The 24,742-nt window shown below is 70.4% G+C and carries 25 protein-coding genes; 9 read left to right on the top strand and 16 right to left on the bottom strand.

Going from position 1 to position 24,742, the window contains the following annotated elements; translation table 11 throughout:
* Positions 1 to 24 precede the first annotated feature (24 nt).
* The gene (locus AC5YDV_RS06740) at positions 25 to 762 is read right to left on the bottom strand and encodes a DUF72 domain-containing protein (RefSeq protein WP_496183772.1); all 738 of its coding nucleotides are present in this window, start codon (positions 760 to 762) and stop codon (positions 25 to 27) included.
* Positions 763 to 910: 148 nt separating this feature from the next.
* Between AC5YDV_RS06740 and AC5YDV_RS06735 the strand changes: the two genes are divergently transcribed.
* Positions 911 to 1,477 carry a dihydrofolate reductase family protein gene (locus AC5YDV_RS06735; RefSeq protein ID WP_496183771.1) on the top strand — a complete coding sequence of 189 codons (567 nt, stop codon included), beginning with the start codon at positions 911 to 913 and terminating at the stop codon, positions 1,475 to 1,477.
* 43 nt (positions 1,478 to 1,520) lie between these two features.
* On the opposite strand, the gene AC5YDV_RS06730 is transcribed toward AC5YDV_RS06735, so the two are convergent.
* Positions 1,521 to 2,399 (bottom strand): DUF1295 domain-containing protein, encoded by an 879-nt coding sequence (locus AC5YDV_RS06730; RefSeq protein ID WP_496183770.1) that lies wholly within the window; start codon positions 2,397 to 2,399, stop codon positions 1,521 to 1,523.
* Between the two features lie 105 nt (positions 2,400 to 2,504).
* Between AC5YDV_RS06730 and AC5YDV_RS06725 the strand changes: the two genes are divergently transcribed.
* From AC5YDV_RS06725 to AC5YDV_RS06710, 4 genes are all read left to right on the top strand, one after another.
* On the top strand, positions 2,505 to 4,376 hold the full coding sequence (locus AC5YDV_RS06725; RefSeq protein ID WP_496183769.1) for an AMP-dependent synthetase/ligase: 1,872 nt from the start codon (positions 2,505 to 2,507) through the stop codon (positions 4,374 to 4,376).
* A 92-nt stretch (positions 4,377 to 4,468) separates the two neighbouring features.
* A complete protein-coding gene (locus AC5YDV_RS06720) occupies positions 4,469 to 5,152 on the top strand; it encodes an LON peptidase substrate-binding domain-containing protein (protein WP_496183768.1) in 684 nt (227 codons plus the stop codon).
* Positions 5,153 to 5,237: 85 nt separating this feature from the next.
* The gene (locus tag AC5YDV_RS06715; protein WP_496183767.1) at positions 5,238 to 5,708 is read left to right on the top strand and encodes a MarR family winged helix-turn-helix transcriptional regulator; all 471 of its coding nucleotides are present in this window, start codon (positions 5,238 to 5,240) and stop codon (positions 5,706 to 5,708) included.
* A gap of 62 nt (positions 5,709 to 5,770) precedes the next feature.
* Positions 5,771 to 7,984: an MMPL family transporter gene (locus AC5YDV_RS06710; RefSeq protein ID WP_496183766.1), complete on the top strand. Its 2,214-nt coding sequence runs from the start codon at positions 5,771 to 5,773 to the stop codon at positions 7,982 to 7,984.
* Here AC5YDV_RS06710 and AC5YDV_RS06705 read toward each other — a convergent pair whose 3' ends face one another.
* From AC5YDV_RS06705 to AC5YDV_RS06685, 5 genes are all read right to left on the bottom strand, one after another.
* The gene (locus AC5YDV_RS06705) at positions 7,985 to 8,500 is read right to left on the bottom strand and encodes a TspO/MBR family protein (RefSeq protein ID WP_496183765.1); all 516 of its coding nucleotides are present in this window, start codon (positions 8,498 to 8,500) and stop codon (positions 7,985 to 7,987) included.
* Positions 8,501 to 8,591: 91 nt separating this feature from the next.
* Positions 8,592 to 9,347, bottom strand: a complete 756-nt coding sequence (locus AC5YDV_RS06700; protein ID WP_496192442.1) for an anti-sigma factor domain-containing protein — start codon at positions 9,345 to 9,347, stop codon at positions 8,592 to 8,594.
* Positions 9,331 to 9,876, bottom strand: a complete 546-nt coding sequence (locus tag AC5YDV_RS06695; RefSeq protein ID WP_496183763.1) for an RNA polymerase sigma factor — start codon at positions 9,874 to 9,876, stop codon at positions 9,331 to 9,333. Before AC5YDV_RS06695 ends, AC5YDV_RS06700 begins: the two co-directional genes overlap by 17 nt.
* Positions 9,877 to 9,889: 13 nt before the next feature.
* A complete protein-coding gene (locus AC5YDV_RS06690; protein WP_496183762.1) occupies positions 9,890 to 10,612 on the bottom strand; it encodes a class F sortase in 723 nt (240 codons plus the stop codon).
* Entirely contained in the window at positions 10,609 to 11,418 is an 810-nt protein-coding gene (locus AC5YDV_RS06685) for a DUF4397 domain-containing protein (RefSeq protein ID WP_496183761.1), read from the bottom strand. Before AC5YDV_RS06685 ends, AC5YDV_RS06690 begins: the two co-directional genes overlap by 4 nt.
* 146 nt (positions 11,419 to 11,564) lie before the next feature.
* Here AC5YDV_RS06685 and AC5YDV_RS06680 point away from each other — a divergent pair, with 146 nt between their 5' ends.
* From AC5YDV_RS06680 to AC5YDV_RS06665, 4 genes are all read left to right on the top strand, one after another.
* Entirely contained in the window at positions 11,565 to 12,578 is a 1,014-nt protein-coding gene (locus AC5YDV_RS06680) for an alpha/beta hydrolase (protein ID WP_496183760.1), read from the top strand.
* 52 nt (positions 12,579 to 12,630) lie between these two features.
* The gene (locus AC5YDV_RS06675) at positions 12,631 to 13,131 is read left to right on the top strand and encodes a DUF427 domain-containing protein (RefSeq protein WP_496183759.1); all 501 of its coding nucleotides are present in this window, start codon (positions 12,631 to 12,633) and stop codon (positions 13,129 to 13,131) included.
* Between the two features lie 74 nt (positions 13,132 to 13,205).
* Positions 13,206 to 14,411, top strand: a complete 1,206-nt coding sequence (locus AC5YDV_RS06670; protein WP_496183758.1) for an NAD(P)/FAD-dependent oxidoreductase — start codon at positions 13,206 to 13,208, stop codon at positions 14,409 to 14,411.
* Between the two features lie 131 nt (positions 14,412 to 14,542).
* Positions 14,543 to 15,631, top strand: coding sequence for a YihY/virulence factor BrkB family protein (locus AC5YDV_RS06665; RefSeq protein ID WP_496183757.1), 1,089 nt, complete (start codon positions 14,543 to 14,545; stop codon positions 15,629 to 15,631).
* 28 nt (positions 15,632 to 15,659) lie between these two features.
* On the opposite strand, the gene AC5YDV_RS06660 is transcribed toward AC5YDV_RS06665, so the two are convergent.
* The 9 genes from AC5YDV_RS06660 to AC5YDV_RS06620 all read right to left on the bottom strand — a co-directional run bounded on the left by AC5YDV_RS06660 (position 15,660) and on the right by AC5YDV_RS06620 (position 24,696).
* Positions 15,660 to 16,121: a hypothetical protein gene (locus AC5YDV_RS06660; protein WP_496183756.1), complete on the bottom strand. Its 462-nt coding sequence runs from the start codon at positions 16,119 to 16,121 to the stop codon at positions 15,660 to 15,662.
* Positions 16,122 to 16,537: 416 nt separating this feature from the next.
* Complete coding sequence (locus AC5YDV_RS06655; RefSeq protein WP_496183755.1) at positions 16,538 to 17,125, bottom strand: hypothetical protein; 588 nt, start codon at positions 17,123 to 17,125, stop codon at positions 16,538 to 16,540.
* Between the two features lie 178 nt (positions 17,126 to 17,303).
* Positions 17,304 to 18,449: an N-acetylglucosamine-6-phosphate deacetylase gene (locus AC5YDV_RS06650; RefSeq protein ID WP_496183754.1), complete on the bottom strand. Its 1,146-nt coding sequence runs from the start codon at positions 18,447 to 18,449 to the stop codon at positions 17,304 to 17,306.
* Entirely contained in the window at positions 18,446 to 19,195 is a 750-nt protein-coding gene (locus tag AC5YDV_RS06645) for a 6-phosphogluconolactonase (RefSeq protein ID WP_496183753.1), read from the bottom strand. Before AC5YDV_RS06645 ends, AC5YDV_RS06650 begins: the two co-directional genes overlap by 4 nt.
* Positions 19,192 to 20,478: a Gfo/Idh/MocA family protein gene (locus tag AC5YDV_RS06640; protein WP_496183752.1), complete on the bottom strand. Its 1,287-nt coding sequence runs from the start codon at positions 20,476 to 20,478 to the stop codon at positions 19,192 to 19,194. The genes AC5YDV_RS06645 and AC5YDV_RS06640 overlap by 4 nt, the downstream gene beginning before the upstream one ends.
* Positions 20,479 to 20,491: 13 nt before the next feature.
* Positions 20,492 to 21,334 carry a carbohydrate ABC transporter permease gene (locus AC5YDV_RS06635; protein ID WP_496183751.1) on the bottom strand — a complete coding sequence of 281 codons (843 nt, stop codon included), beginning with the start codon at positions 21,332 to 21,334 and terminating at the stop codon, positions 20,492 to 20,494.
* On the bottom strand, positions 21,327 to 22,331 hold the full coding sequence (locus tag AC5YDV_RS06630; protein ID WP_496183750.1) for a carbohydrate ABC transporter permease: 1,005 nt from the start codon (positions 22,329 to 22,331) through the stop codon (positions 21,327 to 21,329). The genes AC5YDV_RS06635 and AC5YDV_RS06630 overlap by 8 nt, the downstream gene beginning before the upstream one ends.
* Entirely contained in the window at positions 22,324 to 23,622 is a 1,299-nt protein-coding gene (locus tag AC5YDV_RS06625; RefSeq protein ID WP_496183749.1) for an ABC transporter substrate-binding protein, read from the bottom strand. The genes AC5YDV_RS06630 and AC5YDV_RS06625 overlap by 8 nt, the downstream gene beginning before the upstream one ends.
* A 75-nt stretch (positions 23,623 to 23,697) precedes the next feature.
* Positions 23,698 to 24,696: a LacI family DNA-binding transcriptional regulator gene (locus AC5YDV_RS06620; RefSeq protein WP_496183748.1), complete on the bottom strand. Its 999-nt coding sequence runs from the start codon at positions 24,694 to 24,696 to the stop codon at positions 23,698 to 23,700.
* Between the last annotated feature and the right edge of the window lie 46 nt (positions 24,697 to 24,742).

Below are 24,742 nucleotides of genomic sequence, written 5' to 3'. Positions count from 1 at the left end.
CACAGACCGGAATCGACGGCGCCCTCAACCCAAGAATTCCTTGATCCGCCACGCGTTGCGCACGGCGTTGCCCTCGCCGTCGTTGTTGAAGTAACCCAGCACGTGGTGGCCTCCATCGCGCCACTCGCGGATCCGGTCGGCCCACCAGGCCAGGTCGGCGTCCGGATAGGAACCGGCGTACAGCCAATCAGTACTCGGCCCGTGCCATCGGACGTAGACCAGGGGAGCCGTCGCCACCAAGTGGCACGGCAGGCGCGCGCCGCTCATCACGACATAGGCCGCCCCGTGGTGCTCCAGCAACCGCCACACGTCCGGGACGTGCCAACTGGGGTGCCGCAACTCGACCGCCACCTCCAGCCAGGGACAGGCCTCGCGAAGCCTGGCCAGCGCATACCCGAGGCGTCCGTCGTCGCGCTCGTGGGCCGGATGGGTCTGGATCAACAGGGGACCCCGCTTGTCACCCAGCTCGTGCAGGGCGGTGCGGATGCGCTCGATCCAGACCTCGGGCTCGTACAGACGCTTGGCGTGGGTCAATCCGCGCGGCGCCTTCACCGTCATCTGGAACCAAGCCGGCAGGCGGTTGCGCCAACTCGCGAACGACGCGGCCCGCGGCCAGCGGTAGAAGCTGGCGTTCAACTCCACGGTGTCGAAGGACTCGACGTACCGAGCCAGCCGGTCGCGCGGCGGCGTGCCGGGCGGGTACAGGACCCCGTCCCAGTGGTCGTAGCTCCAGCCCGACGTCCCGATGCGGACCCCCAGCATCAGTCCACTCCCCCGGCGGCTTCCATGGTGAGGACCTTAACCCCCACCGCCGACGGACCGCCGCCCCAACGGATCGCCACCCCCAGGGGTGTTGCCTCCCCGGCCCCCACGGACGCAGGCTGGAGTCCCCACTCCGGAGGAGGCCCCGATGGGCAAGCTGATCTACGCAGCCAACATCTCACTCGACGGATTCCTCGAGGACGACGCCGGTTCGTTCGACTGGTCGGTCCCGGACGAAGAGGTGCACGCCTTCTGGAACGAGCATGAGCGGCGCATCGGCACGTCCCTCTACGGACGCCGCATGTACGAGACGATGCGCGTCTGGGAGGACGATGACTGGCTGGCGGACGAGCCGGCCGTCGTCCGCGACTACGCCGCGATCTGGCGGGACGCCGACAAGATCGTCCACTCCTCCACGCTCGCCGATGCCCCCACCAACCGGACGACGATCGTGCGGGCCTTCGACCCTGACTGGGTGCGCCACCTGAAGGCGACCAGCGAGTCCGACCTCAGCGTCGGAGGGCCCACCCTCGCGGCCGAGGCCTTTCAGCACGGGCTGGTCGACGAGTGCGTCCTCCTCGTGTGCCCCGTGCTCGTGGGCGGCGGCAAGCCGGCGTTGCCCCGCGGCGTCCGGCTCGACCTCGACCTGCTCGACGTGAGGCGCTTCCGCAACGGCGTGGTGGCCCTGCACCACGCGGTCCGGACGCCGGCCTGACGGCCGCCTGACCGTCGGCCTCTCGCGTCCGGACGCCAAGGGTTCACCCCCGGCGTCCCACCTTGGGGACGAGGACCGGGGTGGCCTTCTTGTACGCCTCGTAGTCGGCCTGTCCGCCCCACTTGGCGTCGGCCTTCTTCTCCAGCAGCGGGACGCCGCTGACGCTGGTCAGGAGGAGGGTGACGAACACGGGCGAGAGGAGCGCGATGTACTGCCATCCCCGCAGGACGGGCAGGGCGACGATCGCAACACCCGCCCACAGGAGGATCTCGCCGAAGTAGTTGGGGTGGCGGGACGTGGCCCACAGTCCGGTCGCGATGAACCGGCCCTTGTTCTCCGGAGCCGCGTTGAAGCGACTCTTCTGCAGGTCCGCGACGACCTCGAGCCCGAAACCTGCCAGCCACACGAGCACACCCACCAGGGCGAACCCGTCGAGCGCGACCCTGGTGTCGGTGGTGATGCCGACCCAGGCGGCGGCGGCCGTCACGGTCACCCAGAGCCCCTGGATCGTCCACACGTTCAGGAACCGCACCAGCGAGGGCTTGAGGTCGTCGAAGCGGTCGTCACTGCCGGCCCGGCTGACCCGCCGGAACAGGAACGTCCCGAGCCGCAGCGCCCAGATGATGACCATGGCCGCGAGCAGCATGGCGCGCGCGTCCAGCCCCGGGGTGATGAGCAGGAGCAACACGCTGATCGTGGTGTATGTGAGGCTGCCGGTGAGGTCGAAGAACCGCTCCGTCTGAGCCATGAACGAGGGGATGAAAACGAGCCACTGGATCACGAACGCGGCGCCGACGGCCACCGCGTACAGGGGGACGCCTCCGATGCGTGCACCTCCCTGGCTGCCGGCCAGGGCGACCAATCCCCCGAGTAGCACGACGAGGGGGAGGGCGATCAGCGCTGTGCGGTCCTGGGGTTTCATCGGTGGTCCTCTCAAGGTGCGGCGGGACCTAGTATCGCTCAAATCTATTTGATAATCAAATCTTCTTGTGTACTCTTGAGTGGTCCCCACCAGCGACGGAGCCCGATGTCAGCCACCCACGCCCACCCCCTGCACACCCCCGCGGAAGCCGATCCCCGCAACGCGACCGACCTGCTGGCCCTCCGCGCCCGACAGGCGCCCGGCCACGTCGCGTTCGAGGTGCGGCAACGCGAAGCGGACGCCGCGGGCTGGCGTCCGGTCACGACCGCCGAGTTCGAGGCCGACGTGCGGGCCCTCGCGAAGGGCTTCATCGCGGCGGGGATCGAGCCCGGTGATGCGATCGCCGTGATGTCCCCGACCCGCTACGAGTGGGCGCTCGTCGACCTGGCCGGCTGGTACGCCGGCGCGGTCGTGGTGCCGGTGTACGAGACCTCTGCCCAGCCGCAGGTCACGGCCATCCTCGCTGACGCGTGCGTCCGCCTGGCGATCGGCGGGGGTGCCGAGCACGCATCGCTGCTCACGAACGCCGGGGAGGCCGGCGGGCTCGCGACCCTCGGTGTGTGGACCATGGACCCCACCGAGGGATCCGACCTGGCGTCCCTGGTCGCTCTCGGCGTCCACGTCCTCGACGAGGTCGTGGAGCAACGCCGCCTCCTCGCCGGACCGGACGCCGTCGCGACGATCGTGTACACGTCCGGGACCACCGCGGCCCCCAAGGGCGCCCTGATCACCCACGGGGATCTCGTGGGCAAGGTCCTCAGCGTGGCGTCCGTCTACACCGACGTGGTCCGGGAGGACGGCAACACCATCATCTTCCTGCCGTTGGCGCACGTCCTCGCGCGGGCCCTGCAGCTGATCTGCCTCGCCAAGGGGATGCGGATCGCGCACCTCTCCGACCCGCGGGATGTCGTGCCCGCCCTCGGTGCCCTGCGCCCGACCTTCCTCGTCGTGGTGCCGCGGGTGTTGCAGAAGATCCAGGCCGCCGCCGCTGCGGCGGCGGTGAAGAAACGCCTGGGTGCGGTGTGGGAGGTGGCGCAACGCACGGCCATTGCTTGGGGGCGTCACTGCGAGGAGCGGGACGCCGACCCCACGGCCCGCGCGAGCCCGCGACTTCGGTTGCGGCACGCCATGTTCGACCGCCTGTTCTTCGCCCGGCTCCGGACGCTCATGGGCGGCCGCATCAATTACCTCCTCTCCGGAGCCGCCGCGCTCGATGCCGACCTGTCCCTGTTCTTCCGGGGTGTGGGCGTGCCGGTCATCGAGGGCTACGGGCTCACCGAGACCACCGCGCCCCTCACGGCGAACCTGCCGGGCGCCATCCGGTCGGGCACGGTCGGGGTTCCCCTCCCGGGCACGGAGGTGCGCATCTCCGCCGAGGGCGAGGTGCTGGCCCGCGGAGTGGGCGTGTGCTCCGGGTACCGCCACCGGGCCGACACGGACGCCGCGTTCGTCGACGGCTGGTTCCGCACCGGCGACCTGGGCGAATGGGACGAATCCGGGCGCCTCGTCCTGCGTGGCCGCCTCAAGGACGTCATCGTCACCTCCGGGGGCAAGACGATCTCACCCGCGGCGTGGGAGAGGCAGGTCGAGGCAGATCCGCTGGTCGCCCACGCGGTCATCGTCGGCGAGGGGAAGCCGTACCTCGGCGGCCTCGTCCTGCTCGACCCGGAATCCCTCAGGGAGTGGGCCACCGCCCAGAGGATCGCCGACCTGTCCGGTCTGCGGCTGCCCGACGACGGGGGCGTCACGCGCATCGAGGACTCCCGGCTGGTCGCCGCGATCGAGAAGGTGGTGAGTGCCGCCAACGCCTCGCTGTCGCGCCCCGAGCAGGTGCGTCGCTTCGCCGTGCTGCTCGCCGACACCAGCGAACGCAGCGGGTTCCTCACCCCCACCCTGAAGCTGAAGCGAGCCGCCCTCACCGACCGCGTCCTCCCCATCGTCAACGGGCTCTACCAGGACGTGATCACCCCCGCGTGAGGGGGACCCGGCCCATGCCCCCTCGGCGCGCCGGCGGCCCGAGAGGACGTACTGTGGGACCTCGCCGTCCGCCGACCCGACCGGAGGTGGCCATGGACATCACTCCTGACGTGCCCGACCCCGAGGGCATGTCCCGCGAACTCGCCATGTTCCCCCTGGGATCGGTTCTGCTCCCCGGCATGCCACTGAGCCTGCGGGTCTTCGAGCCGCGCTACCTCGCGTTGCTGCAGGCGGTGCTTGGCCAGGAGGAGCCCGAGTTCGGGGTCGTCCTGATCGAACGCGGCTCCGAGGTGGGCGGCGGCGATGCCCGCTTCGGCGCGGGAACCGTGGCCCGCATCACCGCGGTGGAACGCAAGGGCGGCGCGATCTCCCTGCTCGCGACCGGGACCGACCGGTTCGAGGTCGTCCGCTGGCTGGAGGACGCGCCCTTCCCCCGCGCCGAGGTGCGCACACTGCCGGACTTGGCGACCGACGCGTCCACCCCTGATGCCCTGGTGGCGGCCGAGGCGCTCGTGCGGGCCACCCTTGCCCGGGTGAGCGAGTTCGTCGACCTCACGTGGCCGCCCGGCATCGAGCTGTCGCCCGCGATGGACCAACGCATCTGGCAGGTGGCGGGCATCGCTCCCCTCAACTCGCTGGACCACTACGCGCTCCTGCGGGCGCGAACCGCCCAGGAGATGTTGGGCCGCCTTGTCGACGACACCAGGCGCGCTGAACTCCTCTACACGGCGGACTGGTCAACGGGTCACCAACCCCCGGGCGACGCCACGCCCTGACTCACCCCGGGGCGTTAGTCAAACGTGTTTGACTTTATAAGAGTTTTGAGTTTACGCTGGGGTAGTCCCGGCGAAAGGCGAACCCATGGCTCAGGCCCACCTCTCGGAGGCGTTTGTGATGCAGGCGATCATCTCCAAGTCCAACGAACTGGAGCGCGAGTTGGGCCGCCTGCTCGGGCTCAACGCGACCGACTACCGCGCCCTGTCCACGCTGCTCCAAATGCCGCGCGACAAGGCCGTCACCCTGTCCGATCTCGGGGCTGCGCTGGGCACGTCCGCGGCCACGACGTCCGCCCTGGTCGACCGACTCGAGCGCGCCGGCTACGTGGTGCGGCACCGCGGCGAGGTCGACCGTCGCCAGGTGACGCTGGAGGCAACCTCCTTGGGCTGGACGCGGATCATGACGCTGATGCGGCCCCTCATGGACGACAGCAACGAGTACCTCAAGGCCCTCACCGCCGACGAGCTCCGCGCCGTCGGCGCGTTCCTTCGCTTCCTCACCTCCTGCCTGAACGATCGGCTCGAGGCGCTGGCCGCGCTCGAGTCCGCCGACTGACCCCTCTCCCCACCACCGCTCTCGCCCACCACCGCCCTCTCCACCACCGAGCCAGGAGAACCATGTCCCTCCCTTCCCTCTACATCAGGCGCCGGCGGTCGTGGCTCGTCGCGCTCTTCTTCATCCTTCTCGCCGGCCTCGTCATCGGCGCCGTCCCGGAGGCCGAACGCGACGCCTCACCGACCGACTCCCTCGCCCAGGGCTTCGACAGCACGCGCGTGGTCGAACTGTCCGAGCGGTTCCCCCAGGAGGGTGACGCCACGGCCCTGATCCTGTGGACGTCGTCCGACGGTTCGAAGCTGACCGACGAGCAGGTCGCGGCCGCCCGCGAGTCGCTCCTCAGCCGCCTCCCGGCGGACGCCATCCCCGCGGGTCCGCCGCCCGGCGTGACCGGTCCGGACGCCGGCGCCCCGGCTGGGCCCCCTGCCGGCGTCCCTGCTGGCACCCCTGCTGGCCCGCCGGCCGGCGTCCCGCCGCTGCCGATCGTGAGCGAGGACGGCACGGCCGCCTTCGGCACCATCAGCGTCGAGGCTGACTCCGCCACCGCGAACCGCGACGCTGTCGATGCCCTACGCACCGAGCTCCGCGACGAGGCCGCCGACGGCGTCGACGTGCAGGTGACCGGACCCGCCGGCATCCGCGCTGACCTGGGCGCCGTCTTCACCGGCGCGAACTTCCGGCTGCTGGGCGCCACCGCCGCGGTGGTCGCCATCCTCCTGCTGCTGACCTACCGCAGCCCGGTGCTGTGGATCATCCCGCTGGTCGTCGTCGGCCTCGCCGACCGGCTCGCCGCGATCGTGGCCACCCACACCCTGCGCCTGACCGGCGTGCCGTGGGACGAGTCCACCATCGGCGTCCTGTCGGTGCTGGTCTTCGGCGCGGGCACCAACTACGCCCTGCTGCTCATCTCGCGTTACCGCGACGAACTGCGCAGTACCGCGGACCGCTTCCAGGCGATGCGCACCGCACTGCGCCACTCCGGCGAGGCCGTGCTCACGAGCGCGTCCACCGTCGTGCTGGGCGTCCTGACCCTGCTGCTGTCGGTGTTCCCGGCCACCCGCGGCCTCGGTCTCGCCAGCGCGGTCGGCATCGTCATCGCGGCCGGGTACGCCCTCGTCGTGCTGCCGTCGGTGCTCGTCCTCTTCGGACGCTGGGTGTTCTGGCCCCTGATCCCCCGCGTGGGTGACGCAGCGCTCGTGGACAGCGGCCGGTCGGTGTGGGCGCGGGTCGGTACGCAGGTGGCGCGTCGTCCCATCGCCTTCGTCGTGGCGAGCCTCGCGCTGCTCGCGGTCCTGGGTTCCGGCGTGTTCCGCATCGAGACCGGGCTGGGCCCGTCCGACCAGTTCCTGCGGAAGCCGGAAGCCATCGTCGCGCTGGAACGCCTCGGCGAGTCGTTCCCCGCAGGCCAGTCCGACCCCGCCCTCGTCATCACCGAGGACGATGGCGCGCGCGTGGTCGAGATCGCCGAGGGCGTGCCCGGCGTCGTGTCGGCCAGCGTGGCCGGGACGGCGGACGAGCTCACCCAGGTGCGGGTCGTCCTCGAGCCCGAGCCGGGCAGCGATGAGGCGCGGCAGGTGGTGCGCGACCTGAGGGCGGCGTTCGACGGCCTCGAGCCCACCTTCGTGGGCGGAACCGAGGCCCAGGCCGTCGACAGCCGGGACGGCGCGGCCCAGGACCAGCGCACGATCATCCCGCTCATCCTCGCCCTGGTGCTCGGCATCCTGATCATCCTGCTGCGCTCGCTCGTGGCGCCGATCGTGCTCGTCGCGACCGTGCTCGGGACGTACGTGGCAGCGCTAGGCGCCTCCTGGGTGTTGTTCGTCCAGGTCCTCGGCTTCGAGCGGCTCGACTCCAGCGTGCCCCTGCTGACCTTCCTCTTCCTCGTGGCGCTGGGCATCGACTACAACATCTTCCTGGTCACCCGGGCCAGGGAGGAGGGTCGGACGTACGGCAGCAAGCGCGGCATGCTCCGAGCCCTCACGGCCACCGGTGGCGTCATCACGAGCGCGGGCATCCTGCTGGCCGCCGTGTTCGCGGTGCTCGGCGTGCTGCCCCTGGTCGTGCTCGCCCAGATCGGCGTGGTCATCGGCGTCGGCGTCCTGCTCGACACGCTGCTCGTGCGGACGGTGCTCGTTCCCGCCATCGCCATCCTGCTCGGCGACGCGTTCTGGTGGCCGCGCCGGAGCCAGCCGGGAAGCGCCGCGGACACCCAGACCGGCACCTCGCCCCGCCGGGTCGTCTCCGACGAACCCCAGGAGCGGGAGCCGGTGGCCTGATCAGGGGTTCCGGCGACGGATCTCCCCGGTGAGGACCGTCGCGAAGCTGCACCACGCCGCGTAGGGCACCAGGGCGAGCAACCGGCCGTTCCCGGTCTGCCCTGCGCGGCGTGCCAGATCCCACGAGCTGGCGGCCAGCAGACCGGCGACCACCGTCGCCGGGCCCAGCTTGTGGGCCTTGAAGAACACCCAACTCCAGCCCTGGTTGAGGAGCAGGTTCGCCACGAGGGCGGTGCGGTACCGGTCGGCGTCGGACGCGGCCTTCTCGGCCTCGAGGTCCTCGACCACCTTGGCGCTCGTGACCGCGATGCTCGCGAACAGGGCCGTCCAGACGACGGGGAACAACCAGCCGGGGGGTTGCCACCGCGGCTTGTCCAGCGCCTCGTACCAGGCCGACCGCGGATCGGTGGCCAGCGAACCCGACACGGCGGTCGCGGCCGTGAGCGTGCTGGTCCACGCGATCGGACGCCGGAACCACTGCTTCATCGCCATGACGGTCTCCTTCTGGCGGGTCACCGCAGCCCCTCACCCCGGGGCAGCGTGGTCGCTGACGCGGCGCGCCACCCCCACAGTATCGACCGCGCCGGCGACGCGAGCCCCGTCCCGGTCAGAGGGGCAATTCCCCCCGCACGACGCTGTCGCCCGAGTGCTCCGGGCGCTCGTCGAGCGCCTCGCGCGAGATGTCGACGACCACGTACCCCTCGTCCAACAGGCGCCGGGCGATCGGGAAGTCCTGCTCCGGGACACCGGGCGGGAGGACCCCCACCGACACCATCCGGGTCAGGTCACGATTGATCAGCCACACCTCGAGGTAGCCGTCGCCCGGATCGAACGGCTGCGTGCGAACGGCCAGGGTCACCCCGCGGGCGGTGTCCCGGACACTCGCCCTGCCGAGCACCTCACGGGTGTCGAGGGTGGTCAGGTCGACGGACGCCTCGGGCTCGACGCCGGCGTCCGGCTCGGGAGTCGCGTCGGGCCTGGTGAGCAGCCACGTCGCCCCCGCCCCGGCCGCCGCGCCGGCCAGGGCCGCGGCGGCCAGCCAGCCGATGAGGGTCCGGCGAGGGACGAGGCGGTCCGTGGTGATCGGAGACCCCGCCGGGGACGGAGAGCCCGCCGGGACGACCGCCGATGCCGGGGCCCCGGCAGGGCCCGCCGGGGCGATGGCGACGCGCACCGCTTCCCACACCTCGGGGGGCGGGGCCACGAGGGGGGCGTCCGCCTTGATCGCCTCCACCGTCCGGGCCAGGTCGGCGAGCTCGCTGCGGCACATCGGGCAGACGGCGACGTGGTCGCCCACGTCGGCGTCCGGTTCCTCGCCCAGCGCGACCGCGGCGAGAAGTTCTGCGTCAGGATGCTGCATCATGCACCTCCCTGAGTCGTTCGCGCAGGGCCAGCAGACCCCGCCGTGCGTGGCTCTTCACCGTACCCAGCGGCAGGTCGAGCCGGCTGCTGATCTCCTGGTGGCTGTGCCCCTCCATCACCGACAGTCGGATGATGGTGCCCCGGGGCTCGCCCAGCGAGCGGAGGGCGTCCGCCACCACCACCTGGTCGACGACGGACGCCTCGTGCGCGGCGTCCGGAGCGTCGGGCTGGGCCCCGACCATCTCGATCCGGCGGCGCTGGCCGGCCCGCCGCTCGTGCGCGTCGGCGATGCGGTGCCGGGTGATCCCCACCAGCCAACTCGCCACCGGCCCCGCCTCAGGACGCAGCGTGTGCCGGCCCTGCCAAGCGGAGACGAAGACCTGCTGGGTGACGTCCTCGGCCTCGTGGTGGTCCCTGAGTGACCGCACGGCCAACGAATGGACGAGGGTGCCCCAGCGGCGGTAGGCCTCGGCCAGGGCGTCCTCGTCGCCGGCGCGGAGCCGGTGGCCGACGTCGTCCTCGGGGTGCACGACGACGATCCTGTCACCGCACCACGCGCGCGACAACCACCACGTTGTCCTCATAGGAGTTGCGCTCCGCGTCGTACCGGCCGCCGCACGTGACCAGGTGGACGCGGTGCACCCCGGTCCGGTCGAACAGGCTCGCGGTGTCCAGGGACAGCTTGGCGACCTGCTCGACGGTGACCACCTCGTAGGCGACCACGCCGCCCTCGGTCGTCAGCTCCACCCGCGCGCCCGGCTGGAGCGCGGCGAGGCGGGCGAAGGGCCCCCGGCCGTCCTCGCGCGAGGAGACGTGCGCCGCGACGACCGCGGCACCCGACTCGGCACCGGCGCCTGGCCCGTAGCGGTACCAGGCCGCGACGCGGGAGCCCGTGGGAATCCGCATGGCGCCGTCGTCGTCGACTCCGGTCGGATCGACGGGGAGGTCGATGCCGGCGCCGGGCACGGCCACGCGGGTGGGCGCGCTCCCCCGGTCGGGGACCGGGAGGGAGGACAGGTCAGCACTGCGGACATTCGGTGCGTCCCGGTCGGCGCCCTGCGTGGTGGCTGGCGTGGGGGAGGCTGGCGTGGGTGGTGCCGGCGTGGGTGGTGCCGGCGTGGGTGGTGCCGACGACTGGGCGAACGCGTCGCCCCGCGGAGCTTGGGGCGACCCCCACCACCCGCCGATCCCCCACGCCGCGCCCCCGACGGCGAGGGCGGCCACCACGGCGGTGGCCACCCTCACCGGCGTGCGGACGTCCGTCACCGCCGGACGGCCTCCGGGCGACGGGTGCCGAGGGCCACGGTGGCCGCAGCCGCGGCGCCCAGGCCGACCGCACCCCAGAGCCGCAGCATCGGGTCGGACATCGGGGCCGAACCCGTCGGGACGCCCGACGGCGAGGAGTGCAGTCCGTCCAGCTTCTGCACCGCGAAGGCCAAGTTGCTGTCGGCCGCCGAGCCCCACGCGTACACGATGGTGTTGGCGCCCTCGGCGACGGGGACGTCGGCCGGGCCGATGGCGACCGTCCCGGTGCCGGCGAGCACGACGTCTGCCGAGATGGTCCCGGCCGGCAGGTCCGCCTTCACCTCGTTCGGGTTCGTCACGTTCGCGAACGCGACCGCACCGTTCGCCCGGACGTCGACGGCCGGAGCCGCGGCCGTGTGGCGGACGGTGAGCCGGCCCTTCCCGGCCTCGGTCTTGGTGACGTCGTTGACGAACGGCGTGAGGGTCGGCTTGCCGGAGGCGTCCAAGTGCGCGACGACCGTGACGTTGGCGCCCGCGGGGACGGCCACGTCATTCGCCTCGATGATGGCCGCACCGCCGGCACCCGCGCCGGGGGCGGTGACCTTGAGGTCGTACTCGCCCGCGGGCAGGCTGAGCGCGTCGGTGAGCGTCCCCGGGGTGAAGTTGGTGAGGGTGGCGTCCCCGTTGACGTAGACGTCCACGGTCGCGCCCGGGACGCCGTGCAGCACGTACACGGTGGCGTTGTCGGCGGCGTGGGCCATCGGGGCCAGCGAGACGGCGGAGGCAGCGGCGAGGGCTGCGGCCAGGGGGAGGACTCGAGTGCGCATGGCTGGTTCCTTTCGATCACGATGCTCCGGCGACCGGATGTCGCCTTCATGAGTGGATTCCGGAGTTGGCCGTCCCTTGGATGCACCTTTGTCGAATGTTTGTGCAAAGTTTTGCTCCCGTCCCACCGCGTGCCACAGTTGCCGACGTGATCGACGATCCCGCTCCGGGGAGCAGCCCCGCGTCGTCCCCGTCCCGCGGTGGGGAGCGATGGGCCCTGCTCGCGCTCGGCGCGTCCGGCGTCCTGGTCGTCGGCTGGGCGGGCGCCACCGGGTGGGACGCCATGGTGCACGGCCACCCGGACTACGCCGTGGTCCTGGCGGTCACGCTGCTCGGGTCGGCGTCGGCGCTCTGGCGGAGCGGTCGTCGACACGGACGCCGGACGCCGCGGCCCGGTCGTCCAGAAGCACGCCGGACGCCGTGGGTCGGTCGCCTGCTCCACGCCGCCCTGCTCGTGGCTGCAGTGGCCTGGATCGCGTTGGTGGCCTGGCTGCGGCCCTTCTCGGCGGTGGAGCCGGCCCTGACCGCGCTCCGATCGGACGACCGTGTCACCGTCGTCGAGTCGCCGACCAGAATCATGCTCGTCCCGGCCCAGGGACCCGGCCGCGTCGGGCTGTTCTTCCAGCCCGGCGCGCGAGTCGATCCGCGTGCCTATGCCGCCATCCTTCGTCCCGTGGCCGAGGCCGGGAACGTGGTGGTCATCGCCAAGCCCCCCGTGGGCATCGCGTTCCTGTCGATGGACGCCCTCGACGCCCGGGCCGTTCAGCCCCAGCCGGGCCGGTGGATCGTCGGGGGCCACTCGCTGGGCGGAACCGTGGCGTCCCTGCAGGCAGAGCGCAGCGACACGGACGCCGGGTCACCCGTGGCGGGCCTGCTCCTGTACGCGTCCTACCCGGCCGGTGACCTGAGCACCTCGCTGCGGGCCGCGGTCCTGTCGGTGTCCGGCAGCCGCGACGGCCTGGCCACTCCGGACGATGTCGCCGCCTCCCGCGACAGGCTCCCGCCGTCCACCGTGTTCACGGAGATCGACGGGGGCATCCACGCCTTCTTCGGTGACTACGGCCCCCAACCCGGGGACGGCACCCCCACGATCGAGCGCGATCGGGCGCGGGAGCAGATCGCAGCGGCCACGGTCAGCTTCGTGCGGCACTTGGGCGAGTGAGGCCGACGGCGTTCTCCCCTGCCCCACGACCCTCCTCGACTATCGTGGGCCCATGGTGAGCCGTCCGAGGCCGGACCCGACGGGACCGGGTCAGGAGTCGGTGTGGGACTACCCACGCCCGCCCGTCCTGCGCCGCTGTTCCCTGCCCATCGAGGTCGTCCTCGGCGGGGAGGTGATCTGTCGCACGTCGGAGTCCTGGCAGGTGCTGGAGACCAGCCACCCCCCGACCTACTACCTGCCTCGGACCGACTTCGTCGAGGGCTCCCTGACCCCGGGTTCCGGCTCGTCCGTCTGCGAGTGGAAGGGAGCCGCCCGCTACCTCGACGTGACCGGCGGGGGCCGCACCGCGGCGTCCGCCGCTTGGTACTACCCGCACCCCACCGAGCCGTTCGCTGCGCTCGTCGACCACGTTGCGTTGTACGCCGGGGCGATGGACGCCTGCTTCGTGGACGGTGAACGGGTCGTCCCGCAGCCGGGTGGCTTCTACGGGGGCTGGGTCACCTCGGGCGTGGTGGGCCCCTTCAAGGGTGTGCCCGGCAGCACCGGTTGGTGAGGCACGCCGGTTAGTGACGCACTGGCCGGCACTAGCATGACCCCAGGCATCCGTCGACCGAGAGGACCTGTCTCGTGGACCACGACGTCATCATCATCGGAGCGGGACTGGCGGGCCTGGCCGCGGCCCGGCACCTCGTGGGGCCGGGTTCGGGCCCCCGCCCGTCCGTGCTGGTGCTCGAAGCGTCGGACGAGGTGGGCGGTCGCGTCCGGACGGACCTGGTCGACGGGTTCCGCGTCGACCGGGGTTTCCAGCTCCTGAACCCCGCCTACCCCGCGGTGCGCGCCGAGGTGGACCTCGACCGTCTGGACCTGCATCCGTTCGGCCGCGGCGTGGCCGTGCGCAGGAGCGACGGGCTCGCGGTCGTCGCGGACCCCACCCGGCACCCGCGCCACCTGCCCGCGCTCCTCGCCGGGCCGTGGCGCGATCCGCGGGCGGTGGGCGGCCTGGTGCGTTGGCTGGCCGCGCCGGACCGCCCCGAGCGGTTGGACTCGTCGTTGGACGCCGCCGGCGTCACCGGCGCGCTCCGCACGGAGCTGCTGGATCCCTTCCTGACCGGGGTGTTGCTGGACGCCAGCGGCGCCACCCCCGCGTCCTTCGTCCGGTGGATGGTGCGCTACTTCGCGCTCGGCACTCCCGGGTTGCCCGCCCAGGGGATGGGTGCACTGCCCGCCCAGCTGGCCGCGCCGGTACGGGAGCGGATCGCCCTGAGCGAAGCCGTGGAGGCGCTCGAGCGCACCACCGACGGCTGGCGCGTGGCGGCGTCCGGGGGTGTGCGCAGCGCCCGGATGGTGTTGGTCGCCGCAGACCCCGCGACGGCGTCCCGGCTGGCGGGGATCCCCGCCGTTCCCATGCGCGGCTGCGTGACTTGGTGGTTCGCCGCCGAGGAGGCGCCGACGGACTCGATGATGCTGCACGTGCACCCCGGCGTCCGACCCGTCATCAACACGGCGGTGATCAGCAACGTCAGCCCTTCGTACGCCCCTCCGGGCCGGCATCTGATCTCCGCGGTGACGCTGGAGGAGGCACCCGAGTCCGACGTGCGTGCCCAGCTGGGCGTCGTGTACGGACGCCCCACGGCGGGCTGGCGTCTGGTGGCCCGGCACGTGATCCCCCAGTCACTGCCCGCCGTCGCCGATCCTCGCCGGCACGGCAGTCCGTCGCGCGTGGCCGACGGCCTGTACGTGGCCGGCGATCATCGCGCCCACGCCTCCATCCAAGGTGCCCTCATCTCCGGACGCCGCGCCGCGAGGGAGATCCTCGCCGACCTGCCGGGCTGAGGCGTCGGCGTCCGAGTTCTCGGGGATCACGCCCCGCCCTCGGCCACGGCACGTCAACGCGAGTGAGTGGGAGCAGCCGTCGTGGGTAGCTAGTGGTCGTGACCCAGCACCCGATGGCAAGGAGGAACGCCGTGAACCACCGACCCGGTGACGGCTCCCACGACCGAGCGGAAGAGGATGTGCCGCGCTCGGCGCCCCCCGTTGACGACCCCCGCAAGCCAGACAGCCCCACCGACATCACCCCGCCCAACTGGGGCTACGTGCTCAAGAGCGCCGTGCGTGAGTTCGGCGAGGACAAGCTGTCGGACGCCGCTGCTGCGCTCACCTACTACACCGTGCTGTCGATCTTCCCCGCCGTGGTGGCCCTGGTCTCGATCCTGAGCTTGTTGGGGCAGAGCGGCAACCTGATCCGCAACCTCATCCTCGACCTGCAGCAGCGCGGCGCCATTCCCGTGGACGCGCTCGACGTGATCCTGCCGGCCATGGACTCGATCCTGCGGGCCCCCGCCCCGGGTCTCGGCCTGGTCCTCGGCATCCTCATCGCCATCTGGACCGCCTCGAACTACGTGAAGGCCTTCGGCCGCGCGATGAACACCATCTACGAGGTGCCCGAGGGACGTGGCTTCGTCCGCCTCAACCTCAACCAGTACGCGCTCACCGCCGGCACCCTGGTGGTCATCGCGGTGATCCTCGTGCTGATCACGGTGTCGGGCCCGCTGGCCCAGTCCTTGGGCGATGCGATCGGGGTGGGCGACCTGGCGGTCCGGGTCTTCGAATTCCTCAAGTGGCCGGTGCTCGTCGGGCTGGTCGTGCTGCTCGTCGCGCTGCTCTACTGGGGAACGCCGAACGTGCGGCAGCCCAAGTTCCGGTGGCTGAGCGTCGGCGCGGTCGTCGCGATCGTGACCGCCGGCATCGCGTCGGTGGCGTTCGGGTTCTACGTCGCCAACTTCGGTGCCTATGACAGGACGTACGGGACGCTGGCGGGAGTCATCATCTTCCTGTTCTGGCTCTACATCATCAACACAGTCCTGCTGTTCGGGGCCGAGTTGGACGCCGAGCTTGAACGCGGTCGCGAACTCCAGGCCGGGATCGCCGCCGAGGAGACGATCCAGCTGCCGTTGCGCGACGAGAAGGCCGCGCTCAAGAAGCAACAGAAGCACGACGAGGCCGTCGCCGAGGGCCGCGAGATCAGACAGGACGCCGAGCGCGCCGATCGGTGAAGCTGGGAGGTTGAGTCCAGTTCGCAACTCAGCGGACGACGACCGCTTGGAGTTCACCCACGGGCAGGTCACGGGAATCGGCGATGTCGAGCGGGATCGTGCCCGAGAAGCCAACCGCCGACCAACGGATCACCCAATGAGCCGTCGCCGTCACCCGAAAGGAGCCCTCCGGCAGGGACGCCTTCGCATACGTGTGACCACACGACGGCGACGGCATGCCCGGCTCAACGGCCGCGGTGTACGGGGTCGTGGCCGTGCAGCTCACCACCGACCCGTCACCCATCGCGAACGACACCCCCGAACGACGGGCATCCATCCGAATCGTCACCCCATAGCCGGAGACGTTCGTCGTCATCTGGGTGGGACCATCCACCCACAACCACAGCGGATGCCCCACGACCGCCATGTTCCACTCGTTCACCGACGGATCCGGGCCGACCTGAGGGACTGCGTCCGGCAGCCTCAACCGCGCCACCAACGTACGAACCACCGCCTCCACCTGCGCCCGCGTGGGCGGAACCGGCTCAACCGACGACCCTCCCGGCGCAGCCGTCGCACCCGGCATCTCAGGAAGACACTCCTCCAACTCGATACCGCCATCCCAACATTCCGGCAGGAACGCCCGGTAATACAACGTCGGCGTCCGATTCTGGCGCGGCTCCTCCTCAGGGAGCGGAACGGCAGCGGGGCCGCCAGAGCCCCTCTTGAGCGACTGGCTAGAACCCGCAGTGATCTCGGACGACCTCACGGTTTGCCCACCAGCGCTGGGCGCGTCCACTTCCTGTGAGGAGTTGTACACGACCTCGGTCGTCCGCCCATTGGCATAGGAAGCCACGCCATCCGCCATGGCGCTGGGTGAGTTGAAGACCGCGACGATAGCGAGTAAGGACAACATCGTCAGCTTCTTCAGCATGCCGCTACCCGATCAAAAGACGAGGAAGTGATCTTGAGTGCTTGGCCTTCGCGGGCGAAGTAGTAGTTGAACTCGTAGGCCGCTCCGGTCGTTGGAACAGGGGCGGTCTTCGTGACGTATTCGGTCTGAGTCGCATCGAGACAAGCCCGCAGGGTGGCGATCGAACCATCCCGCGAGTCGAGGGGGTGCGGCCTGACCCAGGCAATCACAGCTGGATCATTGACCCGCCGCGCTTCGTCTCGACGGTCTGCGTCGATCAACTGGAGACTAAGCTCCCTGAACTTGCCGGTGGTTGTGGCCTCGAACTCGGGCGTGATCTCGCGCAAGCGCCAATCGGCCTCCTGCCGCTGCAACTCGGTGTGGAACCGCTCCAGCACCGCCTCCGCCTCCTCGTACAACTTGCGTTGCTCAGACAGGGATTCGAAGTCGGCCTGTGTGCAAGGGAACGGGGTGCTGCCGTCCAACGGCGTGCAGACAGGAACCGACGGAGTGGGGGCGACGACGGGCTGCTGCGCAGGCGCGCAGCCAGCCAGTGCGGACAACGCGATGAGCGGAATGAATCGCCGGACGAAGATTCGCATGGGGTGTGTGCTCCTCGTAGGGGTGTGCCCCCAGCCTGCCACCGTCGAGGCGCTCCGCAACCACTGTCCACAGGACAGCTTCCCCGGATGTCCCTCATACACAGGGATCGGCATTCCGCCGCGCACCTCGTCCACTCAGGACGGGCCGCGGCGGACCGTCCGCACCGGGCCCTCCCCGTCAGCCAGCCCCGAGATCCACGGGTCGACCACCTCGCCAGACCCCATCCAGGTGAGGGTCCCCATCCGTCAGGTCCATCAAGACGAAATCGCCCCGATCACCGACTGCGAGGGAGCCACCCCGGCCGGCCACTCGTCCAGGATTCTCCGCCGCCAGTCGAACCGCATCCGCCAGGGGGAACCCCGCGCGGAGGAGGGTGGGCAGCGCGTGTCGCAGGCTCAATGCCGCGCCAGCGAGGTAGGGCTGGTCCGCAACATTGAGACGACCGTCCGTATGAAGCTCCACCTCGCCACCGACCGGGGTGCTGTACCGTCCGGGCGCCATGCCGGCCAGTTCCACGCTGTCGGAAACCACGAAGGACCGTTCGATCCCCTTGGCCCGGATCATGGCTCGGAGGGTGTCGTCGGGCAGGTGGTGTCCGTCGGCGATGAAGCCGGCGGTGAGGCGGTCCTCTGCGAGCTGTGTCCAGATGGCGTTGGGATGGCGCGGGAGCATCACTTGGATCCCGTTCCCGAGGTGGGTGGAGAAGGCTGCGCCCGCCTGCACTGCCGCAGTGATCTGGCCGCCGCTGGCGTGGGTGTGCCCGAGGGACACACGCACCCCCTCCTCCACCAGAGCGCGGACGTAGCGCGCGGTGCCGTCGGAGTGCGGGGAGAGAGTCACCATTCCGACCAGGCCGTGTGCGGCTTGCTGCCATGTGTGGAACTCGTCGAGCGAGGGTGGCCGGATGTGTGCGAGGTCGTGGGCGCCGCGGGGCCCGTCCTGGTCGCTCAGGTGGGGGCCCTCGACGTGCACGTACGGCACGGCGGCGGCCACGGCCCTGTCGGACGCCACGGCCTCGGCGATCGCCGCGAGCGAGCGGCAGATGTCCTCGGCGGATCCGGTGATCACCGTCGGGACGACCGTGGTGGTCCCCTCCCGGGCGAGGGCGTCCACCATGGCGGCCACGCTGTCGGGCGTGACGTCCGCCCCGTTCACGTCGTGACCGCCGTACCCATTCACCTGCAGGTCGACCAGGCCGGGCAACAGCCACGGGCCGAGGTCCGACCCGGGGAAACGCTCGACCTCCGCGATGCGGTCCCGCTCGAGAGTGACGCGGACGCGACCCCCCTGGGGGTGGCGTCCCTCGACGACGGCGGGGGTCATCCCAGCGTCGCTGCAGAGTCGCGGTCGAAGTAGAACCGGCAGCCCGGGTGGTTCCTCAGCACGGTGGAGGGCCACCGGGTGGACAGCGGTTCGGTGAGGGTCGCGCGGACGGCGTCCGCCTTCGCCGACCCCGGAACCACGCAGAACAGCTTGTCGGCTCGCAACAGGCGCGGGATCGTCAGGGTGACGGCACGGAGGGGAACGTCAGCCAGGGTGGAGAAGCAGTCGTCGTCCACCTGCTGTTGGCGGCACACGGCGTCCAGCGCGACCACCTTCACGTCGAGCGGATCGTCGAAGTCGGCGACGGGCGGGTCGTTGAAGGCGATGTGGCCATTCACCCCGATGCCGCAGCACACCACGTCGATCGGGGCCTCCGCCAGAGCCGCGGCGTAGGCGGCGACCGCCGCGTCCGTGTCGCCGTCGGCCTCGATCACGTGGACCGACCCGAACGGCAGCCGGTCGAACAGGTGCCGCCGCAGCCATGAGGCGAAGCGTTCGGACGCCCCGGCGTCGAGGCCCAGGTACTCGTCCATGTGGAAGGCGTCCACCCGGCCCCAGTCGATGCCATCTGCCGCCACCAGGGCGTCCAGCACCTCGGACTGGCTGGGCGCCGCGGCGAAGACCATGCGGACGCGCTCCTGCCCGGCGAGGCGGGAACGGATCTCGTCGGCTATGTCGGACGCCGCGACGCGGCCCATCTCGGCCCGGGTCCCAAAGACGCGGACCCGCTCGTCCAGAGTGATCACGCGCGGTCTCCCTTCACGGTGGCCACGTCGACGCGTGCGCCGGTGTGGCGGGACTGCTCAGCCGCGAAGGCGATCCAGTGGCTCTCGGCCGAGGTGTGCCAGTCCGTGGCCGGCTCCTGGTCGCTACCGAGCATGGCGAGGAAGGCGCGGATCGCCCCCTCGTCGCCGGACTCGTGACCCGAGACCGCACCTGTGCGGTGCTCGATGTAGCTGCCCACCCCGACCTCGGAGAGCCCTGAGGTGGCCGTCGGGAACGTCTTCACCCGCACCGTGCCGGACGCCATGTGGCCCTCGAGCTCGCCGGCGGTGCCGAAGATGCGGAGCGTGCGCGTGTCCTCGGTGGTGAAGCCGGACGCGATCAGGGTGGCGTCCACGCCGTTGGCGAACCCGATCACCGTGGACTGGTGGTCGACGGTGGTGTTGTCGCACCGATAGACGCAACGGCCGTACGGGCCGCCGGCCAAGGCCGCGCGGCGCACCTCGGGATCAGGATCGAGGCTGACCATGGAGGCCGGCCACGTCCGGGAGCGCCCCGGCTCGTCGATGTAGATGCGGGTCGCGTTGAACGGGCAGGTGTCGGCGACCGCGCACCCGTCGGTGCACCGGGTCGTGCTGCCGGCCGGCGCATTCTCGGGTCGGAACTCCGAAAGTGAACCTCTCGAGTAGACCGACTCCGCCGGCGCCCCCGCGAACCACACGAGAAGGTCGAGGTCGTGGGAGTTCTTGGCCATGATCAGCGGCGAGCCCAGCTCCGCGTTCCTGAAGTTGCCCCGCACGTAGGAATGGGTGAAGTGGCGGTAGCCGATGCCCTCGGTGTGCTGGATGTGAACGATGCGGCCGAGCTGTCCGGACGCCACCACCTCACGCACCTTCATGAAGAACGGCTGGTAACGCAACACGTGCGCAACCATGACCCTGGCGCCCGCGGTACGGATGGCGTCATCGATGACCTGCAGGTCCTCGGGGGTCCGGGCGATGGGCTTCTCGGTCAGCACCTGGTAGCCGGCCCCGACGGCCCACGTGAGCGGATCGACCCGCTCGTCCTCGGTGACCGCGAGGATCAGGCCCTCGGCCAGGCGCGGGCGACCAACCAGCTCCCGCCAATCCGAGAAGCAATGCTGGGGGTCGAGCCCGAGCAGCACGCGTGCGGCTTCGCGCCGGTCGGGGCGCTTCTCGGCGATGGCCACGACGTGCACTTCGTCGGGGTGCTGGGCGGCGTAGCGGGCGTAGACATCAAGTCCACGATTACCGGTACCGATGATGACGACTTGGCGGGGCTCCACGAGCCTTTCCTTTCTACTTCAGTCCTGAGGTTGCGATGCCTGCCACGAGGAACCGCTGCATGAACACGAACACGAGGAACAACGGGATGAGCGAGACGACGGCCATGGCGAACAGCGGCCCCCAGGACGAGGCACCCGTGGAGTCCATGAACATCCGCACCGCCAAGGGGACCGTCTGCTTCTCGGGGCTCGACAGGTAGATGAGCTGCACGAAGAAGTCGTTCCAGGTCCAGATGAAGGTGAAGGTGGCGGTGGTCGCCAGGGCCGGCTTCAGCAGCGGCAGGATGATGTGCCAGAAGACCTGGATCGGCCCACACCCATCGACGGTGGCGGCTTGGTCGAGCTCAGTCGGCAGGCCGCGGATGAACTGCACCATCAGGAAGATGAAGAACGAGTCGACGGCCACGAACTTGGGGATGACGATGGGCCAGATGGTGTCCACCAGCCCGAGGGCGGTGAACATCGAGTACTGCGGGATCAGGGTCACGTGGATGGGCAGCATGATCATGCCGAGCATCAATCCGAACAACACCTTGCGCAGCGGGAAGTCGAGCCGGGCGAACGCGTAGGCGGCCATGGTGCAGGCCACGAGGTTGCCGACCACCGCCAGCAGCGAGAGGACCGTCGAGTTGATGAGGTAGGTGGTGAACGGGTGGCTCAGCGCGCTCCAGCCCTGGAGGTAGTTGTCGAGGCTGAGCTGATCCGGCGTCCCCGTGCCCGAGAAGATGGCCTCGGTGGGCAGCAGGGAGGCATACAACAACCACCCCAACGGGTAGAGGAGGATGACCACGGCGGCGATGACGACGCTGTGGCGGGCCAGGGATTCCAGCCATGTGCGGCGAGTGGTCTCAGGCATCGTGCACCCACAGCTTGCTGAGGCCGAAGTTGATCGCGGTGAACCCGGCGGTGAGCAGCAACAGGACCCAGGCCATGGCGGAGGCGTATCCCATGCGAAGGTTGGCGAACCCTTCCTGGTAGAGGTACAGCGAGTAGAACAGGGTGGAGTCGGCCGGTCCGCCCTTGCCGCCACTCAGGATGAAGGCCGGGGTGAACGCTTGGAACGCGTGGATGAACTGCAGCACCAGGTTGAAGAAGATGATCGGCGTCAACAGGGGCAGGGTGATGTGGCGGAAACGCTGCCATCGGGACGCCCCGTCGACGAAGGCCGCCTCCAGCAGTTCGCCGGGGATCTGCCGGAGCGCGGCGAGGAAGATCACCATCGGAGAGCCGAACATCCACACGTTGAGGATCACCAGCGTGATCGGCGTCCAGCTCGGGTCGGACAGCCACGCCGGCCCCTCGATCCCCATGAGCGCGAGCAGCCGGTTGACCGCCCCGGAGGGGCCGAAGACCTGGCGCCACAGCACGGCGATCGCCACGCTGCCTCCGAGCAGCGAGGGCAGGTAGAACAGGGCACGGTACACGGCCAGCCCGCGCAACCCCTTGTTGAGGAACGTCGCGAGCAGCAGGGCGAAACCCAGCTGCAACGGCACCGACACGAAGGCGTACTGCGCGGTCACCGCCACCGAGCGCCAGAACCGGGGGTCCTCGAAGAACATCCTCTGGTAGTTCGCCAGGCCCACCCACTCGGGGGCGGCCAGCAGGCCGTAGTCGGTGAAGGAGTAGTACAGCGACAGGAGGGCCGGCACCAGGGTGATGCCGATGAACCCCAGCAGCCACGGGCCGATCATCAGGAGCCCGGCGCGGCGCTGACGGGTTGCGGCACTGGGCGTCCCCCGTCGGCGTGCCGTGGACGCCGGCGTCTGAGTGGGGGCCGGCGTCCGGGCGGCCGAGAGGCCGGCCCGACGCGTCCCACGCGCCGGACCAGCCTCCCCGTGGAGCACGTCAGGCATTGCCCCGTGCCACCTTGTCCGCCCCCTGGGTGAACTGGCGTGCCGCGTCCGCGATCGGGGTGCGTCCGAAGGCCACCTCCTCGTAGAGACGCGTGAAGGTCGTCAGCATCTCGCCACCACCGGGCGGGACGACCAGCGGCGTCTTGTGCACGTGGTCGGCGATCGAGTCGTGGTAGGCCACGACGCCCTTCTCGGCCGGGCTGAGCTGGTCGACGATGGCCTCGGACGCGGCCGAGCTCGCGGGGGCGCCGCGCTCCATGCCGAGTTCCTTGGCCGCTTCCGGGGAGGTGACCAGGAAGTTGAGCAGCTCCGCGGCCAGCTCAGGGTGCTTCGACTTGGAGGTGACGCTCAGAAGCATCGCCGGGTGCTGGAAGACGCCGGGGTTCGGGTACTCGCCGGGAGGCTGGATGACCTGGATGTCCTCGGTGCCCAGCTTGTCGAAGATGACGCTCTCGCTCGACCAGCGGAAGTCGAAGAGCACCTCCTTGGTGACCAGGCCCGCGACATCCGTGCCACCGCTGGCCATGGGCGAAGTCACCTGCGCGCTCGCCACGACGCCGTCCTTGGCCCAGGCCTGTGTCTGCGTCCAGAACTCGGTGAGGTCGGCCTCGGCGAAGCCGAGCCCCGTGGGGGTGTACAGGCTCTTGCCCTTCTGCATCAGCCAGAGCTCAAAGTTCTCGATCCAGAAGCCCGGGTCGACCGCTGCCGGCTTGCCCGTCGCCTTGGCCGCATCGCCCATCACCTTTGCGAAGTCGGCCCAGGTCCACTTCTCCGGGAGCTTCACCCCGGCCTTGTCCGCCTCGGTCTTCGAGTACTGGACCGACCGGGCGTTCATCGACAACGGGATGGCGTACAGGCCCTCGGCGACCCGCGCCCCGTCGAGCAGCGCCGGGTTGAGGCTGTCGAGCTTGAGCTGCTTGCCCTCGAACGGGGTGAGGTCGGCCAGGGCCTTCTTGTCGGTGTACGAGCTCTGGTAGGCCTCCGACATCTGGATCAGGTCGGGAGCGTTACCGCCGGCGATGTCGGTGGACAGCTTGTCCCAGTACTGCGTCCAGTCGAGGAACTCGGTCTGCACGTCGACGTTCGGGTTCTTCGCCTCGAACAGGGCGACGGCCTTCTCGGTGCGGTCGGCACGGCCCTGGTTGCCCCACCAGGTGAACCTCAGAACGGTCTTGGACTCGGACGCGCCCGCGGCGTTGCCGGGCGTCGAAGTGGTGCAGCCGCTGGCTGCGAGGGCGAAAGAAATGACGACGGCCGCGATGCGAACGGCCTGCCGTGGGGCCTGCAACATTGTCCCCTCCTTGGGATGCAATCGGTTGCATCAACCTAGCGGGAGCGTGACCTTGGGGTCAAGGCGCGTTTGGCGCTACTGGCCGGGGGCCGGCGCCGTGGAGTCGCGGATGACGAACTCCCCCTCGAGCACCGCCGGGCTTCCCGGATCCGCGTTCCTCAGAAGCGCGGCCAGGCGAGCGACCACCGCCTCGCCCAGCTCAGTGAACGGCGCCCGGATCGTCGAGAGCGCGGGCGACGCCGTACGGGCGAGCAGCACATCGTCACACCCGACGATGCTCACGTCGGTGGGGACGGAAAGCCCCAGCCGGTTCAAACCCGCCACAACACCCAGTGCCATCAGGTCGTCAAAGGCCAAGGCGGCCGTCGCCTCGCGTTCGGCCAGCAAGGGAGCGGCCTCCAGACCGCCCTCGAACATCGCTTCGAACGGGCCGATCTCGTGCATGGAGGCTCCTCGGGCCGCGGCCCACGCCAGGACAGCGTCCGCGCGTGCGGCGGCAGCCCAGCTGTTCGCGGGCCCCCGCAGCACAGCGAAACGGCGATGACCGAGAGCCCACAAGTGGTCCGCCGCCTGCCCCAGGGCCCGCTGGTTGTCCACTGAGACGGAGGCTGACTTCGTGCGACCCGAGAGCGGCCGGTTCACGAACACGGTCGGCGTACCAGAGGCAGCCTCCAAGAGCTTGCCCTGCGCCTGACGAGGCGACACGAGGACGATTCCATCAACCTGCTGGCGGACCTGCGCCACCAACGCGACCTCGGCGCTCGGCGTGCGGTCGGAGTCCATCAGCAGCAGCTTCAATCCTTCACGCGCGGCCGCCTTCTGCACCGATCGGACCACCGGCGCGAAGAAGGGGTTCTCAATGTCGGGGATCAACAAGCCGATCATGCCCGTCTTCCCCGTGATCAAGCCCCTGGCAACGGGATTCGGTTCGAAGTTCAGCTCAGCCGCCTTGGCGAGGATCTTCTCGCGCACCTCTGCGCGCACCAGTTCTGGGCGGGAAAATGCCCGTGACACCGTCGAGGCGTGCACGCCGAGAGCCTTGGCGATCGAGTAGATCGTCGGCTTCCGTTCCATGGCCCACCTCCGGGGTGCGAGCGGCCGACCTGAGGCGCTTCTCCCG

The organism is Propioniciclava sp. LT432 (assembly GCF_059515965.1).
This window is presented reverse-complemented; position numbering and strand designations above follow the sequence as displayed.